We start from the raw sequence: 16,341 nt of genomic DNA on the forward strand, positions 1-16,341 counted from the left end.
GCAGTCAATTCTAGGCAGGTTTCGCAAAGCATAGCCATCGCTATGGTTAAGAAGCCTAACAACGAAGTGACGCTTCCAAACCTCGCCCGTAGGGGTTTTATAAAATTTGGCTAAGCAGTGTTGTCTCTTTTTGTCAGGTCTAGACATGACGGCAAACAGACGCCTCGCTTAGCCTAAATTTTACTTTGCCTGAAGCCATTTGGACTTGTTCTGCACTTCACTAAGAATAACACTTTCGTAAAAGTATTAATGGTAAGTTTTGACATTTTATAAAAGATGCTTACTATGTATGGCTACTAGATGTGTTGGCATGAAATAATGCCCAAGTAAAAAATGACAAAAATTAACTTATCTAAAGGAGATAAATTTATGGCAAAGTTTAAGCTAGGCAGTAAAGAGTTTGATACTGAGGATATGACCGAAGAAGCGAAAGCACATTATCAAGCGATTCAAGTATGCGAGGCGAAAATTTTAGAATTTAATGCACAGGTTTCAATTTTTCAGACAGCTCGAAATGCCTACGGAGAGAAATTACTGAAGCTAATGGAAGAAAGTGAAAGTAACGGTGGAATTGAATCAGACGGTATTCCCTTGTAACTTGCCATAAAAGTTATTTTTATATTTAAAGCCGGTCGGTCGTAAAACTGATCGGCTTTTGTTTTTTATAGCGCCTGATTTTATGAATAGACGTCTTCAATAAGATCTTCGAAACTGTCATAATCTCGTTGACAGCAGCTGGCTTCTCTTGGTGGTTTGTTCTCGGCATTTTGTGCTGAAATGTCGATAGCTTTAACGGTCATTCGGTTACGCCCGTTTTCTTTTGATTGATATAGTAACGAGTCGGTGTAATGCAGAACTTGGCTTTCTTTAGGGATGCATTCAGGGCTGCAGAATAGTGCACCGATAGAAAGTGTTAAGTAACCCAATGGAGTATTTTTGTTTTCAATTTTTTGTAGACGAACTGACTCTTGTAAGTTATTTAAGTGCACAGCAAAGGCTCGTAACTTTTCAAAATGCGTGATGACGAAAAACTCTTCGCCACCAATTCGGAAGACAAAATCGTTGGCTCGGTTAAAGTAAGTGTTGATTGAGGTTGCTATTTCGATTAACACTTCGTCACCGATTTGGTGGCCGTAGTCATCGTTAATTTTTTTAAAATAGTCCAAATCAATCATCACAAAACAGAGTCCTTGTTGTTCTCGCAAGGCGCGTTTTAGCTCATTTGATAACCGTTGGTCAAAATAGCGTCGGTTGTATAGGCCAGTAAGTTCATCGGTAATGGAAATTTCTTCGACTTTTTTACGATCACTGATATCAATGCGTGTTGCCAACACATTTGTGACTTTTCCAAAAAAGTTCTTATTTGGGGTTAACGTTAGTTCAACCCAATACTCCTCACCGTTTTTGCGAACAGCGGCTAACTCACCGCTCCAGGTATGACCGTTTTCAATCACCTGTTGATAAATTTTATGGATCTGCTTGGAATCAATTGAAGGGGCGGCTAACTTTAAATAAGGAAAACCAATCAGTTCTTTGGGAGAGTAGCCGCAGAGTTTGCTGAAAGCGTTGCTGGTCCATGTAATTTTCATTGAGTTAGCATCAATCATATTGGCATAAGATAGCTCATAAATCTGTTTCAAATAGCGCTGTTTTCGATAGTTGAAAATCAATAAGGTCAGCATAAATGCAACTAATATTATTAATACCGTGAGCAATTGCCAAAATCGTTGATAATTGAATGTTACCTGTGGTTTTTGACTTAACCAGCTTTGAAAGATTTGCGAGCGTTGTGATGGTTCGATTTTTTGTAATGCTTTGTCGATTATTGAATGTAATAAAGGTTGGTTGATATCTGTTGCCATTGCGAAACTATAGTCGGTCGCTATCTGACCGATAACTTGAAAGTTAGGGTAGCCATAATTATTAATCGTGTAATTTAATGCCGGTAAGTTGTCAATAATCGCCATAGCATTATTTAATTTAACTTGGATTAAACCGTCGTTAATCGTGTCAACGGCCAATAATTTTATATTTGGATAGTTGGTTTGCAGATATTGATATGGAAAGCTGTTTTTGCGCACCGCCAAGGTATAGCCGTCTAAAAGTGTTAAGTCTTGGATGAAGCCGCTATTGGTACTGATACCCATAAGCACTAGATTGAAGTTGAGGTATTTTTTAGAAAATAGGTATTGGTTTTGATTGCCAATGTGTGGAGACATAGCTGGGTACAATATCGGGAAATTTTCTGGAAGTTGCGCTTTTTGTGATGCTGTTAATGCTGATTGATGGATAAATTTGCTGCCAATGATTTTTTCAATAGCGCGCAGATAATCTTCAACCAATCCTTGAGGTATTCCGTTGGATTGAAACTGAAAGGGCGGATAGTCGATTTGATCAGTGGTGATAATCAGTTTGTGGTGTTGTAAAAAATCCCGCTCTTCTGCAGTAAACATGGCGTATGAATCATTGAACACTAATTCTCTATCGGCAACCGACTGATATTCCTGTGAAGTAATTAAGTTAAGTTGTTTAGCCTCAGATAAGATGGCAGCAATTTTAATTGGATCTATATCGCCAATTGGTGTGTTTCCCTGAAGGATGTATTTCTTTAGAGTGCTTGCTTCATTATGTAGAAAGGCTGGGTTTTTATTTAAAGCGTAGTGTTCGGAAATAAAGTCAATCAGTTCTTGGGGATGATTAACCGCATACTGCCAACCTTTTATCGTCGCTGCGCGAACTGCTGAAACCAGCTCTGGGTCGCTTGTTGCTAAATAAGCTGAGGTGAATAACAAGCCTGAATAGTTTTGTACGCCAAAGTTTTTCGGGTCGATAATATTGTAATTAACACCAAGCTTATCTAATTGATAAGGCTCGTTACTAATATAGGCGCCGTAAAAATCCACATTATCATTGATAAAGTCGTTTAAATTACCGGAAGATGGCAGCTCTGTCGGCATTTTTTCCGGTTGTAAACCACTTTTAGCCAGTAGGCTTCTTATCTGAATGCTGCCATTGTGCATAATGGTTTTATGAGCCAATTCATTGAGATCATCTATTGGCCTGTGCGATAAAAGCACTAGAGGGGAATATTGAAAGGCGCTTAAAACCAAACGTATATCGGCGCCTTTAGCGAAATCATTGATGATTGAACTAACGCCTACACCAAAATCTGCTTTTCCGCTTAGTACCTCTTGTAGAGGGTTAATACCATTCTCCCACGGCTTTAAGGTAACCTTTATGCCTGCCTGACGATAGTAACCTTGATGAATTGCGGCATAATAGCCGGCAAATTGGAATTGATGATTCCAGTTTAATTGTATGGTTACTGGTTGAAGTGATTCTTGTACTTCCGCTTCCGCGGCAGATATGTGGCAAGTAACAATCGAGAATATAAATGCGAGAAGGTAAAGAGAGAGAGGCTTTCTTAATGGCCTAGGTATATGACGATCATCGAGTTTACAAATGTCGACGAGCAAGCTGAAATACTTATAAGAAAAGATCGTCGACATTAGGTAAGTCTCCAATAGCCATACAAAAACATCATAGAGTAAATTAATAAAAATCAATAAACCATAGTTTTAAATGCATTTGAAATAATGTAGTTTTTAATTTACAAGAACTTTGCAAAAAGTAAATAGTATTGAGGATTCGAAAAACGTGAAAAAGCCGTTAAAATAGCGGTTTTTTGATGATGGCTAACTTTTCATGGAACTGACAACACTCTCAAGCTTGGAGCTCACAGCTGCAATGCAGCAAAAAAAGCTAAAAGAAAACAGCGCGATGCACTTCAGCGTTGCGCCGATGTTGGATTGGACCGATAGACACTGCCGCCATTTTCATAGAAAGCTAACTAAACGTGCTTGGCTATACAGTGAGATGGTTACGACCGGCGCGATAATCTACGGTGAAAATCTGCCACGCTTTCTAGGGCATGATGTTAATGATGCGCCTGTCGTATTACAGCTTGGAGGCAGTACGGCAAAAGATTTGGCATATTGTGCTGGTCTCGCTAAAGAGTGGGGGTATAGCGAGGTTAACTTAAATGTAGGCTGTCCAAGTGATCGTGTTCAAAATAATATGATTGGTGCATGTTTAATGGGGCACCCTCAAATTGTTGCCGATGCGGTCGCAGCCATGAAGGAAGCCACCGATTTACCTGTTACTGTGAAATGTCGCATAGGAATTGACCAACAAAATGAAGAAGAAACGTTGTCCCCGTTTATCGAAGCCATACAGCACGCGGAGGTTGATGGTGTCATTATTCATGCCCGCAAGGCTTGGTTGCAAGGAATCTCACCAAAAGAAAATCGTGACATTCCGCCCCTAAATTATGATCTGGTGCACCAAATTAAACAACAGTTTCCGCAGCTACCGATTGCCATCAACGGCGGTATTAAAAGCTTACAAACCGGTCAACAGCATCTAGGGTCTAAAGCGTTAAATCACTATGATTCTGCATTAGATGGTTTCATGATCGGCCGGAGCGCTTATGAGCAACCTTATATGTTGGCGGATATCGATAGCGTTTTATACAGTGCTGTAAATGAAACCCCAAGTCGTCAGCAAGTGGTCGAGCAGATGTATGACTATATTGATAATCATTTGTCGTCCGGCGGTAAACTTATTCAAATAACGCGTCATATGCTCGGTCTATACCATGGCTTGCCGGGAGGGCGTATGTTCCGCCGATATTTAAGTCAAAACGCCTTTAAACCTGAATCGGGTGTCGAGGTCTTGCAAGAAGCCGTACGTATGGTCAATGAAGAAATAGACCGTATGGCTGAACAAAAGCGCCAATTTGCGGCGCAACATGATTCTTAAATAGTCGTTATGATTTACTTAAATGTTCCTTATGCTCAGAAAGATCAAGCCAAAAGTCTTGGTGCGCGCTGGGATCCGATTGCACGTAAGTGGTATATACCGGAAGAATTGGCTGAAAAAACTGCAGCATTCGAACTCTGGTTACTTGAGCCGATTGCCAAACAAGAAACCTTAATGAATCAACCATTGAGTGCAGGCGGGGTCGAAAAAGATAATCAGACTATGAGTGACTTTTTTGTTCAAGCCAGTCAAATAAACACTCATATCTCCGACATTGAAACGGAAACTTTAGATGTTGAAGTAAAAACGAAGGGGCAGCCCTTATCTTCATTAATGAATAAAATTCAGCAGGCAATTTGGCAGCATTTTACCGGAGCCCAATGGGTTGTCGCTGAAGTTAGCAATCTTAGTGAACGACGCGGCCATTTGTATTTCGAGTTAAGTGAAACCGATGCAAACGGTCGAAGCATCGCCAATGCGCGAGGCATGATATGGCAACGTCAAGCTACGGCAATTAAGATGAAATTTGAGCAAGAAACACAAATGCCATTGAGTGCCGGTCAGAAATTGTTAATGCTCTGTGAGGTTAAGTTTCACGCGCAATACGGCCTTTCGCTTGAAATTCAGGAAATTGACGGTAATTTTAGCCTTGGAGAATTGGAACAAAAAGTTAGGGAAATTCGTCAAAAACTGCAACAAGAGGGCGTTTATGGCCTGAATAAACAGCTGAATTTACCCAAAGACTTTTTTAATATCGCTGTTATAGCCCCTCCAAAAGCAGCAGGCCTAGGGGATTTTCAAGCTGATGCTGAGCAATTGCATAACCTGAACCTTTGCCAATTCAGTTATTTCTATAGCAGTTTCCAAGGTGCAAAGGTTGAAAGTGAATTTGCTGAAGCCATTGCTCAGGTTGAACAGCAAAATCAACTAAGGCCATTTGATGCATTAGTCATTATTCGTGGTGGCGGTGCCAAACTGGATTTACATCAACTGAATGAATACAGTCTTGCGAAAGTGATCGCTATGCTGGATATTCCGGTTTTAAGCGGTATTGGGCATGAGCGCGACAACACGATTTTAGATGAAGTTGCTCACAGTTGCTTTGATACGCCATCAAAGGTTATTCATTATATTTGGCAGCAAATACTTAATCAGGCCAATAGCGCAAAGCAGAACTGGCACACTATCCAGCAGAGTTCTGAAAATGTCGTGTTTGGATTTGATAAAGCAATCGAACAATTATGGCGTCAGGTCGAGCAATACAGTCAACAACAAGTCCATCACTGGCGTCAAACAACTTTAATACCGTTTCAACAACTACAGCAGCAGGCAATTCATTCTCTAGAGCAAGCTAAGCAGAATCTGCAATGGTTAGATGAGCAGGTAATACAACTTAGTCAACAAAAAGTGTTGATAGCAAAACAGAATCTGAGCGTCTTAGATAGAGAAATAAATCAAAATGCACTGGCTAATCTGTATTTAAAGCAGCAACAGATGAAAGATTGGATGGCGTTAATATTAAACGCAGGGCCACAAGTTCAAGTTGAAAGAGGGTTTGTAATCGCTAGTGACAAGCAGGGCGCAACGGTAATCACAAAACAACAAGCTAACAAGGCCATGAATCTAAACCTACAGTTTAGAGATGGCATCATTGACGTAACAGTCAAGCAAGAAAAATCAAAGGAAGAGGATTCAAATCATTATGAGTGATGATAATAGTCAGAATTTCCGTGAGAATTATCAGAAATTACAACAAATCGCTAACAGTTTAACGCAAAATCGTGAAATCGATATTGACCAACTCATCCCAATGGTAGATGAAGCGACCAAGGCATATCAAGTTTGCAAAGAGCGAATTGATGCAGTAGAAAAAGCGTTAAATAAACGTTTAGAAAATGAAGACTCTTCTAACTAATTGGTATTTAAGGAATTATTATGCGTGAAGTTACGATCTATCACAATCCACGCTGTTCAAAAAGCCGTGGAGCCTTAGCAATACTACAAGAGAAATTTTCACCAAAAGAGATAACCGAAATCCGTTATTTAGAAAACCCGCCAAATAAGTCAGAATTGGAAAGTATCTGTGAAATGTTGGCAGTTGAGCCGTTTGCGATTATTCGTACCGGGGAAGCTCTGTTTAAAGAACTTCTACTAAACAAGCAAGATCAACGCAGCCGTCAGGAATGGATTGAAATAATGGTGGCTAATCCTAAGTTAATTGAGAGACCAATCGTTATTTATCAAAACAAAGCAGTTATTGCTCGACCGCCGGAAAAAGTAATGGAGATTTTATAGCTACTAGGCTTCTTATTCATTATTTTACTTTGATTGAGTGGGCTCGTAGTGGAATGAATAGGACATATTGATAGGTAAATAATCAATTTAACATAATATACATTATACGAATATTGGTAGCATAAGGCGTTTACAAATAAAACTCGTAGAGATTATGCTGATGCACTTGAGATCAATCCAAGATTACTTGATCTTTAATTCGACTAAATTCATCGATGTTTTAATTTAATTGTGGGAGCTGACTTAGATAACTAGCCCAATTCTTCTAATTGAGTCTTTGAGCTGCAAAAAGAGATGGAATTGAAATCGGTTATTTAAATATTATGTAATTCTTTTAACAAATTTACGCGCTCTGAATTTAAGGATTTTAATTTTTGGTGATCATAATATCTTGCTGTATCGGTGGCGATTGCTCTTAATGGACGAATCGATTCCACGTCGATTTCAAGCAGTCTTTCTTTAATTGCAGAGATTCTTTCTTCTGTTAAAGGTTCGCTTGATTGTTCGGTGGAATCTTTTTCCTTAAGGATTAAATCTCTTTGTTCAGCTGTAATTTCGGCCCAGTCGTGGCGAACTAAGTGCATTTGAGCTTCGGTAATAACAAAGATTTCATTATGCGAGTCTTTAAAAAACTTCATTATTAACTCGACCTCAACTAATTAATTAAGTTAAAAATATGTTGTTCATTAGCAATAATTGTTGCTCTGCAATGTCAATTACGCAAATGGATTTATGAATTTCTATAATTAAGTTGTTTGTTTTTTGCGTTCTATCAAGACCGAATGAGTATAGAAATTAAACTCCAGGGGCTTGTCATGTTGCATTCGTTGCTTAGGGTGTTTATATTGTTCATTCGTAAAATTAATGATTAAGGCTTTACAAATGTCGCAACAGATTAAAACAGGTATTTATAAGGTAACCAAAGGCGAATTCGAAGGTGCAGCCTTGTTAGTTATGGATGTTTCAACACCCGACGAAGCTGAATTCTGTTATTTGACAATTTATAATCCTGAAACTAAAGATAGTCATGAATTAACGGAGTTTGATTGGCAAGAAATGTCAGAAGTCGATGGTTTGCAATGGCAGCAAGAAATTCCGGAAGAAGTTAAAGATGAGTTTTTGTTTAAGAAAAGTTATGCGTCTATTCCCGGCTTAACTGTTGATGAGAGTTAAAGCTCGCTCATGTCAAAAAATAAGAAGGCGCCCTTTTGGCGCCTTTTTTATGTGTAGCTTTTTGTTCTGCGTTATGAATTGGCAAGTATATTAATTAGAGGAACTAAAGATACAATTGCTAAAAGCACTGGAACCCAAGATTTCTCTTCTTTTTTACTCATTCCGAATAGACCCGAACCAAAGGCGACAATAGCAGCGATCCACGCGATTGGTGGGAATACTAAGCTGAATAAAATTGCAGCCACACCTGATATCATGCCTAAAGTGACTGCATTACCTGGTGTATAGCTTTTGGTATTCCGCATGTCGTCTGGGCGCGAGTTGGATGATTCTAATCTTGCCATGATTGCGTTGATATCAGCTTCAGTTAGTTCTGATTGAACGACCTCCATGTCAGTCATTCCAAGAGTGATTTTCTTATTGCGGTATAGTGCTTTGATTAAGTCTTCCCACGATGCGTCTTCCGGCAGTTCATTTATGATGCTTTGTGCATCCGCTTTAATTGACATTTTTGCTCCTCATCTGACCTTAATGCTTCAAAATGCAGTGTTTTCTTCCTCAAACATGCAATTTTGAATTTTTAGCGGTTTTATTTTTGCTTCTGCGTAAGATTTCTTGATCTGTTTACGGTAGAATCATAATTAAAGATAAAGTAAGTAAGCACAAAATACACCAAAGATATAAGTTAGCTTACTGGTAAACAGATTGGATAAGGTTTCTGAAATTTTTCTTGAAATCTTGCAGACGTTTTTAGGTGCCATACATTTCTGTGTGGCTGTTTTGAAAAATTTCGAAGTTTATTATATCCATAATAATACTTTTTACTAATTCATTTGCTTTACGCATAGTTATAAATTTAGAAAGGTGTCTTCTATGGCTCTAATGCCTGGCCTTCAACTTAATATGGGGCAGCAGCTGAAATTAACGCCGCAGTTGCAACAGTCCATTAAGATTCTGCAATATTCCGCTTTGGAAGTTCAGCAGACCATCGAAACTACGCTAGAAACTAACTTTATGTTAGAAATTGATGAAGAGCGTGATGATGAGAGTGAGAACTATAAAGATCAGCTAGATTCAGATGCTTCGACTAACGAAGAGTCACTTAGTCTTGACGAAAAACCTCTAGACATTGAACAAAGTAAAGAGATCGACTCTGATTTACAGCTTGATATGGAATGGAATGAAGTTTTTTCCGACCATGCAGCGCCCAGCACCTCATTGAAAGATTCCTCCGATTACGTTTCAGCAGAAACCTATACTAGTGCCGAAACGACTTTACATGACCATTTACAATGGCAATTGGATATTGCGCCGTTAGACGAGCGCGTCACGGTTTTAGCTTCTTATATCATTGATGACGTAAATGATGAAGGCTATTTAGAAAGCTCATTGGCAGATTTGTTAATAACCATTAACGAAAATGAAAGTGATGATGAGCACCCTGCCTATCAGCTCTCCGATTTAGAAGATGCTTTAGCGATTGTGCATCAATTTGAACCTAACGGTGTAGCGGCTCGTGATTTGCAAGAATCCTTATTGTTGCAGTTAGCTGGAATGCCGCAAACTCCTTATGTAGTAACAGCAAAACAGCTTATTAAGGAAAATTTTGATTGGCTCAGTTATCACGACCATAAACGCATTAAAAAGTTTTACGGCCTAAATGATGAAGAGTTAACCACCCTACTGCGCTTGATTCAAACGTTAAATCCGCGCCCTGGTAGGGACTTTTCTCCGGTGCAATCTGAGGTGATTATTCCTGACTTGCGTCTAAAGCGTGCCAAGTCTGGCTGGTTAGTTGAACTTAATCAGGATGCCTTCCCTCGTTTAAGTGTTAATTCAACCTATATTCAACTGGCAAGCGAGTTGGATGATACTAATCAAAGTCAGCGTATCAAAGATCAGTTAAACGAAGCAAAAGGCTTAATTAAGAGCATTCAAAGCCGAGGTGAAACGCTTTTAAGAGTCGGTAGTTTTATCGTTGATCGTCAGCAGAACTTTTTTGAAGAAGGTGAGCAAGCGATGAAGCCTCTGGTTTTGCGTGAAGTTGCAGAGCATCTGGATTTGCATGAATCAACCATTTCGCGCGCTACCAATCAGAAGTACATTCAAACGCCGCGCGGCACTTTTGAATTGAAGTACTTCTTTTCGACTGGCGTCAGTCAGTATGGTAGTGCTGATCAGTCGGCAACGGCAATTAAAGCGCATATTAAGCGTTTGATTGATGAAGAAGATCCGAAAAAACCGTTAAGTGACAGTAAGTTAATGAAGCTTCTTGAAGAAGAAAAAGACATAGCTGTGGCGCGTCGAACGATTGCTAAATACCGCGAAGCGATGAATATCCCATCTTCTAGCGAACGTAAAAAGCTTAATAAATATAAGATATAAAAAAGGGCCGTGATGGCCCTTTTTTATAGCAATTGATTTTATTTAAAGGTGTTGTGTTTCCCTTTTCCACCGCGTTTTTCAAAGCCGCTATTCTGTTTTGCACCTTTACCTGTGTAGCGTCCAACTAAGGTTCGTTCCGACTTTTTGGCATCTCGTTTCGATAAGGTACTTTTATCAAGACGATTACTTGGGCGTTGATCTGGACGTGCTTCTTCAGCTAGATCAACCGAACGCAATAATTGGTTAATCTGCTTCCAAGTAAGCTCCTGCGTTTTTCCTTTGCGAAGATTGCGCGGCATTGAGAAATCACCGTAACGAACGCGATGTAAACGACTGACTTGTAAGCCAACTGCTTCCCAAATGCGACGGACTTCACGGTTGCGCCCTTCTTTAATTACAACCTTGAACCAGTTGTTTAGAGATTCTTCCTCTCCTGCATTGCTGTTCGGCATGACGTAGATTGAATCAAATTTTGCCGGGCCGTCTTCAAGCTGAATGCCTGTTTTTAATTGATTGATAATGTCTTCGGTAACTTCGCCGAAAACACGCACCATATATTCGCGTTCGATTTGGTAAGACGGATGCATTAAGCGATTGGCTAACTCGCCATTGTTGGTCAAAATTAAAAGACCGCTCGTATTTAGATCCAGACGGCCAATGCTAATCCAGCGCCCTTGGTGAAGTCTCGGTAGTTGTTTAAAAATGGTGTCACGGCCCTTTTCATCTTTACGTGTACAGACGCGGCCTTCGGGTTTGTTATAAAGGATGACCTGAGTATTCTGTTTGGCTAATTCTATGGCACGAAGTTGCTGGCCTCGGATTTGAATTTTATCACTGCTATTCGCACGATCCCCTAGTGTTGCGACGCGTCCATTAACCTTGACCAATCCTTCGACAATCAGTTTTTCGACTGAACGGCGCGAGCCGTAACCGGCACGAGCTAATATTTTCTGCAGTTTTTCGGTTTCGGGTTGCGAGGATCTAGGAGCTTTGTTCATGCGTGCAAATCGCCTTTACGTCTTATAATGAAAGTACCGCTATTATACGTGCCTTTATAAGCCGAATAACTGGTAAATAATATTTTGTAAGAAAGAATATGGCCCCATTAAGATTGGAGCCAAAATGCCCAGTAGTAATAACCCGAGTAAGATAAAAAAACCGTACGGTTCCAAGCGGTAAAATTGCCACGCCATTTTTTTGCTGAAAAATGCGACGAGAATTCGACTGCCATCTAATGGCGGAATAGGTAAGAGGTTCAATACCAGTAAGACCAAGTTGATACTGACTCCGGCCGTACCGCTATAGATCATGAACTGAGCAATGTCCGGTGAACTGGTTTGCAGGAATGTGCCGATTTTTAAAATTAACGCCCAGCCAAGTGCCATAAATAGATTAGCCATCGGTCCGGCCAAAGCGACCCATGCCATATCTGTTTGCGGGCGTTTAAAGTTGCGATCAGTCACCGGTACTGCTTTTGCCCACCCGAACAGAAAGCCTCCCAGCATGAGCAAGACGATGGGAATAACAACCGTTCCGATTGGGTCAATATGTTTGATCGGATTTAAGGTTACCCGTCCGAGCATCTTTGCGGTTGGATCCCCTAATTTATCAGCCATCCAGCCATGAGCTGCTTCATGAAGAGTAATTGCGAATAACACCGGCAATGCCCATACAGCGATGAGTTGGATGGTATTTAATTGATCCATACTTGGCCTTTAGTAGCTGACTACACTTTATGGCATTTTATCAGTCGCTCTTAAGAATACTGATGGAAAATTTGAATAAAGCCTGACCAGAAAACGGAGCAAGTTTTTAATTATCGCCGTTGAATTCCCCTTGCCCTTGACGAACTAAGATCGGTTCTTCTTCGGTAAAGTCGATGATTGTGGTCGGTTCAAAACCTGTGAAGCCGCCATCCAAAACTGCATCCAGTGCATGGTTAAGGCTTTCGTAAACGCTCCAACCATCGGTAAGTGGATGGTCGTCACCGGGCATAATTAAGGAGGCACTTAATAGCGGTTTATCAAAATAACTTAATAAAGTATTGGTAACAACATTAGGTGAAATTCGTAAGCCAATGGTTTTTCGTTTGGGTGATTGCAGTCGTTTCGGAACCTCTCGGCTAGCCGGTAGCAAAAAGGTATAAGGCCCGGGTAGATGTTTCTTTATGTAGCGGTATTGGGTGTTTCCGACTTTTGCATAAGATGACAAATTACTCAAATCTTCGCAAACCAGTGTCAGTTCGTGTTTTTCATCCAGTTGGCGAATCCGGCGAATTCGATCAGCGCCTTTTTTATTATCTAGTAAGCAGCCAAGCGCGTAACCGGATTCGGTCGGATAGGCTATTACGCCCTCTTTAGTAAGAATTTCCACCACCTGTTCAAGCAGACGAGCTTGTGGATTATCAGGGTGTACATTGATATATTTGCAGTCGCTCAAGCGTTTATTCCTTTAAAAACAACTTTTGGTTTATGACAGGTATTTGCATTATTTGTCAGTTGGCACTTGCGAGAACGCATGCCATACCGGTTGGCAACGTTCCGGCAATGGCGCTAACCAGCCGAGTCCACGCCAGTGGTGATCTGGCGTATGAAAGTCTGAACCGACCGATGCCAGCAAACCGTGTCTTTCGGCGCGATCGGCCATACCGATAACATCACTACTTGGACGAGGAGTGTTAACGACTTCAATGGCGGTGCCGCCGGCCGATTTGAAATCAATAATCATGCGATTCAGCTTACTGCTGGTGAATTTATAGATTTTCGGGTGCGCAATAACCGCGATCCCCCCGGCATCAACAATCCAGCTAACAACCTCTTGTAAACTTGGCCATTCGGCTTTGACATAGCCGATACGGCCACGCTTTAAATAGCGCTCGAATGCCTGAGCATTATTACTGACTAAGCCAAGTTGAACCATGGCTTGCGCGAAATGGCCTCGACCAATAACGCCACCGGCAACCAAGCTGTTGACTCGTTCTGGTAACTTTTGCAGATGTGCATTCGGTTTGGCGGTTAATTTTTCTAACATCTGCTCAGCACGGTTGCGGCGCGACTGTCGAATGCTTTCTAACCCTTGTTGCAGTTGTTGGTTTTGATGGTCAAAGTCAAGACCGACAATATGAATTGTTTGGCCGTTCCATTCGCAAGAAATTTCCGCCCCACTAATTAACTGCACGTGATTTGCTACGGCATATTCCTGAACCTGTTCAAAGCCTGCTGTGGTGTCATGATCCGTGATTGCCATGCAGTCAACTTGATGCTGACAAGCTAGGTCAATTAGGGCTTGCGGGCTTAAGGTGCCGTCGGATGCGGTGCTATGGCAATGGAAATCAACTTTCAATAGGTTCTCTCAGCGCTTTTAATCCATAGCAAACATGGTTAGAATCTTCGCCATACATTAATTACAGTACTCATAAACAGAGTATTATAAGACGCAACACCTAGCCGACAAGCAACTTTTAACGGCTTTAATCTTTTTTATAAGGAACTTCGGTTTTTCCATGAAACTTTTATTCGATCTCTTTCCGGTCATTCTTTTTTTTATTGCCTATAAGATGTATGACATTTACACGGCAACCGCAGTGATTATCGTCGCTTCAGCTATCCAGATTGGTTATATGTACTTCAAGCATAAACGTGTCGAGAAAATGCATGTTATCACTTTTGCATTGATTCTTTTATTAGGAGGCTTGACGCTGGTATTGCAGAATGAAGCATTTATTAAATGGAAGCCGACCATTGTTAACTGGGGCTTTGCTTTGGTTTTCTTAGGTAGCCACTACATTGGTCAAAAAACTATTGTCGAACGAATGATGGGTCAGGCGATTCATTTACCTGCTCTGATCTGGGTAAGATTGAGTTGGCTATGGATTGGCTTCTTTATATTGTCTGGGGTTGTTAACCTGTATGTGGCATATCAATACGATACCGATACATGGGTAAATTTTAAATTATTCGGTTTAATGGGAATGACTTTGGTATTTATCGTTTTGCAAGGTCTATATATCAGCCGTTATATGGAAGAATCTGACTCTCCTGCTGAAGCAGAGGCTCTAAGTGATGGCGTCGAACCAATTGATGACGAGCAACTACAAAAGTCGGAAAGTAAACATAAATCGCAGAATAAGGACTCTAAAGAGTTTTAGGAGAGAGATATGAGCATGTTGTATTCAATCGTCGGTTATGACGTCCCGAATAGTTTGCCATTACGCGCAAAAGTTCGCGGTGAGCATATATCAAGATTAAAAGTGCTTGCGAGTAACGGACATTTGGTAATCGCTGGTCCAAATCCTGCCATTGATAGCTTGGAACCCGGTGACGAAGGGTTTACTGGCAGCATTATTATCGCACGCTTCAAGTCATTGGAGGAAGCCAAGGCGTGGGCAGCAGATGATCCATATTTTAAAACCGGTGTTTATCACCGAGTTGAAGTAAAACCTTTCAAACAAGTGCTGCCCGCAGCAAATTAGATGATTGCTCAAGAGAAGTTTTACACGCTTCAAATGCTAGTGCTTAAAAATAAAACTTGAAAAAGGTTACAAGAATCTGGTTAGATGGTCGGATAAGTTTTTAGTTCAACTTTTAGGAGTGTCTGTATGAGTATCAGTTACCTAATCCCAAGAAGTAAATTACAGCTTAACCCTGCCGATCCAATCGAGTTGATGGACGAAGAGCTAATCGACGTTCCTTTGCTTGGTTGGACCTCCGCCGGTGACCCGATTCAGATGGAATTGGATTACGATACAGTCCCTGTGCCTCGCTCCATGGTACGTCGAGATACCTTTGCCTTACGCGTCAAAGGCAACTCGATGATTGAAGAGCAGATTAATGACGGCGATATTGTCATTGTCGAACGCCGCGCCAGTGCTGAAAATGGCGAATCCGTGGTAGTTCGTATCAATAACGAAGAGGTCACTATGAAGAAGTTGTATATCGATAAAGATGGGGTTCGCTTACAACCGGCCAATTCGGAAATGCAGCCAATTTTTCTAAAAAATGATGATATTGAAATTCTTGGTATTGTTCGCGGTGTTCTCAAACAACACTAATAGATAAAGTAAAATTTTATGCTTAAGCTCCTTTCAGACCAGCGCGTTGATATTGTGATTACCGGTGGTACTCTCGATAAAGACTATCATCCTTTACAAGGCGAATTAGTTTTCCCGACAAAAGATCAACCGAGTCATGTCGAAGCGATATTGCGCGAAGCTAATGTGGGTGCGGTCAATGATCAATCCGGCAAATTTACTCTGCACAATTTGATGCAAATTGACAGTTTGGAAATGAAAGCAGCCCAGCGAAAACAGATTGCCGAAGCCATTTTACAATGTACCTCTCAGCATATAGTGATTACCCACGGTACCGACACCATGGTAAAAACGGCGAAAAAACTGATCCAATGGATCGACGACAAAAAAGAATTTACCGCACTAACGGATAAAACCATTGTCTTAACCGGTGCGATGCGTCCTTTCGCTTTAGGAGATTCCGATGCTAGCTTTAATTTGGGGGCGGCTCTAATTGCGGCGCAAACACTTCCGGCAGGTGTCTATATCTGTATGAACGGCAATGTGCATCGCGGAAATGAAGTGATAAAAGACTACCAGCAAGGTATTTTTGTCTGCGCTTAAAAGACGTTAATTCATCTAGCTTGGTCATTGAAAAT

At 40.8% G+C, this 16,341-nt stretch carries 18 protein-coding genes; 11 read left to right on the top strand and 7 right to left on the bottom strand.

Features of this window, described 5'->3' with window-relative positions:
- Positions 1 to 369: 369 nt before the first annotated feature.
- On the top strand, positions 370 to 597 hold the full coding sequence (locus tag J3998_RS03205) for a DUF6447 family protein (protein WP_208147861.1): 228 nt from the start codon (positions 370 to 372) through the stop codon (positions 595 to 597).
- Between the two features lie 80 nt (positions 598 to 677).
- On the opposite strand, the gene J3998_RS03210 is transcribed toward J3998_RS03205, so the two are convergent.
- Positions 678 to 3,509, bottom strand: coding sequence for a diguanylate cyclase (locus J3998_RS03210; RefSeq protein ID WP_208147871.1), 2,832 nt, complete (start codon positions 3,507 to 3,509; stop codon positions 678 to 680).
- A 238-nt stretch (positions 3,510 to 3,747) separates the two neighbouring features.
- Here J3998_RS03210 and dusA point away from each other — a divergent pair, with 238 nt between their 5' ends.
- From dusA to arsC, 4 genes are read left to right on the top strand one after another with little or no spacing between them, the layout of a single operon-like run.
- Positions 3,748 to 4,821 carry a tRNA dihydrouridine(20/20a) synthase DusA gene (dusA, locus tag J3998_RS03215; RefSeq protein WP_208147873.1) on the top strand — a complete coding sequence of 358 codons (1,074 nt, stop codon included), beginning with the start codon at positions 3,748 to 3,750 and terminating at the stop codon, positions 4,819 to 4,821.
- 9 nt (positions 4,822 to 4,830) lie between these two features.
- Positions 4,831 to 6,531 (top strand): exodeoxyribonuclease VII large subunit, encoded by a 1,701-nt coding sequence (gene xseA, locus J3998_RS03220; RefSeq protein WP_208147874.1) that lies wholly within the window; start codon positions 4,831 to 4,833, stop codon positions 6,529 to 6,531.
- A complete protein-coding gene (gene xseB / locus J3998_RS03225; RefSeq protein ID WP_208147876.1) occupies positions 6,524 to 6,736 on the top strand; it encodes an exodeoxyribonuclease VII small subunit in 213 nt (70 codons plus the stop codon). The genes xseA and xseB overlap by 8 nt, the downstream gene beginning before the upstream one ends.
- A 20-nt stretch (positions 6,737 to 6,756) precedes the next feature.
- The gene (arsC, locus tag J3998_RS03230; protein ID WP_208147878.1) at positions 6,757 to 7,116 is read left to right on the top strand and encodes an arsenate reductase (glutaredoxin); all 360 of its coding nucleotides are present in this window, start codon (positions 6,757 to 6,759) and stop codon (positions 7,114 to 7,116) included.
- Between the two features lie 314 nt (positions 7,117 to 7,430).
- Here arsC and J3998_RS03235 read toward each other — a convergent pair whose 3' ends face one another.
- A complete protein-coding gene (locus J3998_RS03235) occupies positions 7,431 to 7,754 on the bottom strand; it encodes a hypothetical protein (protein ID WP_208147880.1) in 324 nt (107 codons plus the stop codon).
- A gap of 244 nt (positions 7,755 to 7,998) precedes the next feature.
- On the opposite strand from J3998_RS03235, the gene J3998_RS03240 reads away from it, so the two are divergent.
- Positions 7,999 to 8,289: a hypothetical protein gene (locus J3998_RS03240; RefSeq protein WP_208147882.1), complete on the top strand. Its 291-nt coding sequence runs from the start codon at positions 7,999 to 8,001 to the stop codon at positions 8,287 to 8,289.
- A 71-nt stretch (positions 8,290 to 8,360) separates the two neighbouring features.
- Here the strand turns inward: J3998_RS03240 and J3998_RS03245 are convergent, their stop codons facing one another.
- Positions 8,361 to 8,798, bottom strand: a complete 438-nt coding sequence (locus J3998_RS03245; protein ID WP_208147884.1) for a hypothetical protein — start codon at positions 8,796 to 8,798, stop codon at positions 8,361 to 8,363.
- 364 nt (positions 8,799 to 9,162) lie between these two features.
- On the opposite strand from J3998_RS03245, the gene J3998_RS03250 reads away from it, so the two are divergent.
- Entirely contained in the window at positions 9,163 to 10,674 is a 1,512-nt protein-coding gene (locus J3998_RS03250; RefSeq protein WP_208147886.1) for an RNA polymerase factor sigma-54, read from the top strand.
- A 38-nt stretch (positions 10,675 to 10,712) separates the two neighbouring features.
- Here J3998_RS03250 and rluB read toward each other — a convergent pair whose 3' ends face one another.
- The 4 genes from rluB to J3998_RS03270 form a co-directional block, all read right to left on the bottom strand.
- Complete coding sequence (gene rluB / locus J3998_RS03255; RefSeq protein WP_208147888.1) at positions 10,713 to 11,672, bottom strand: 23S rRNA pseudouridine(2605) synthase RluB; 960 nt, start codon at positions 11,670 to 11,672, stop codon at positions 10,713 to 10,715.
- Between the two features lie 54 nt (positions 11,673 to 11,726).
- The gene (locus J3998_RS03260) at positions 11,727 to 12,380 is read right to left on the bottom strand and encodes a site-2 protease family protein (protein WP_208147890.1); all 654 of its coding nucleotides are present in this window, start codon (positions 12,378 to 12,380) and stop codon (positions 11,727 to 11,729) included.
- A gap of 106 nt (positions 12,381 to 12,486) precedes the next feature.
- A complete protein-coding gene (locus tag J3998_RS03265; RefSeq protein WP_208147899.1) occupies positions 12,487 to 13,113 on the bottom strand; it encodes an L-threonylcarbamoyladenylate synthase in 627 nt (208 codons plus the stop codon).
- 48 nt (positions 13,114 to 13,161) lie between these two features.
- Entirely contained in the window at positions 13,162 to 14,016 is an 855-nt protein-coding gene (locus tag J3998_RS03270) for a PHP domain-containing protein (RefSeq protein ID WP_208147902.1), read from the bottom strand.
- A 160-nt stretch (positions 14,017 to 14,176) separates the two neighbouring features.
- Here J3998_RS03270 and J3998_RS03275 point away from each other — a divergent pair, with 160 nt between their 5' ends.
- From J3998_RS03275 to J3998_RS03290, 4 genes are all read left to right on the top strand, one after another.
- Positions 14,177 to 14,821: a septation protein A gene (locus J3998_RS03275; RefSeq protein ID WP_208147904.1), complete on the top strand. Its 645-nt coding sequence runs from the start codon at positions 14,177 to 14,179 to the stop codon at positions 14,819 to 14,821.
- A 9-nt stretch (positions 14,822 to 14,830) separates the two neighbouring features.
- Positions 14,831 to 15,145: a YciI family protein gene (locus J3998_RS03280; protein WP_481924056.1), complete on the top strand. Its 315-nt coding sequence runs from the start codon at positions 14,831 to 14,833 to the stop codon at positions 15,143 to 15,145.
- Between the two features lie 126 nt (positions 15,146 to 15,271).
- Positions 15,272 to 15,724 (top strand): transcriptional repressor LexA, encoded by a 453-nt coding sequence (gene lexA / locus J3998_RS03285; RefSeq protein ID WP_208147906.1) that lies wholly within the window; start codon positions 15,272 to 15,274, stop codon positions 15,722 to 15,724.
- 18 nt (positions 15,725 to 15,742) lie between these two features.
- A complete protein-coding gene (locus J3998_RS03290; protein WP_208147908.1) occupies positions 15,743 to 16,306 on the top strand; it encodes an asparaginase domain-containing protein in 564 nt (187 codons plus the stop codon).
- Positions 16,307 to 16,341: the final 35 nt, after the last annotated feature.

The organism is Thiomicrorhabdus marina, assembly GCF_017571465.1.
Taxonomy (GTDB): domain Bacteria; phylum Pseudomonadota; class Gammaproteobacteria; order Thiomicrospirales; family Thiomicrospiraceae; genus Thiomicrorhabdus; species Thiomicrorhabdus marina.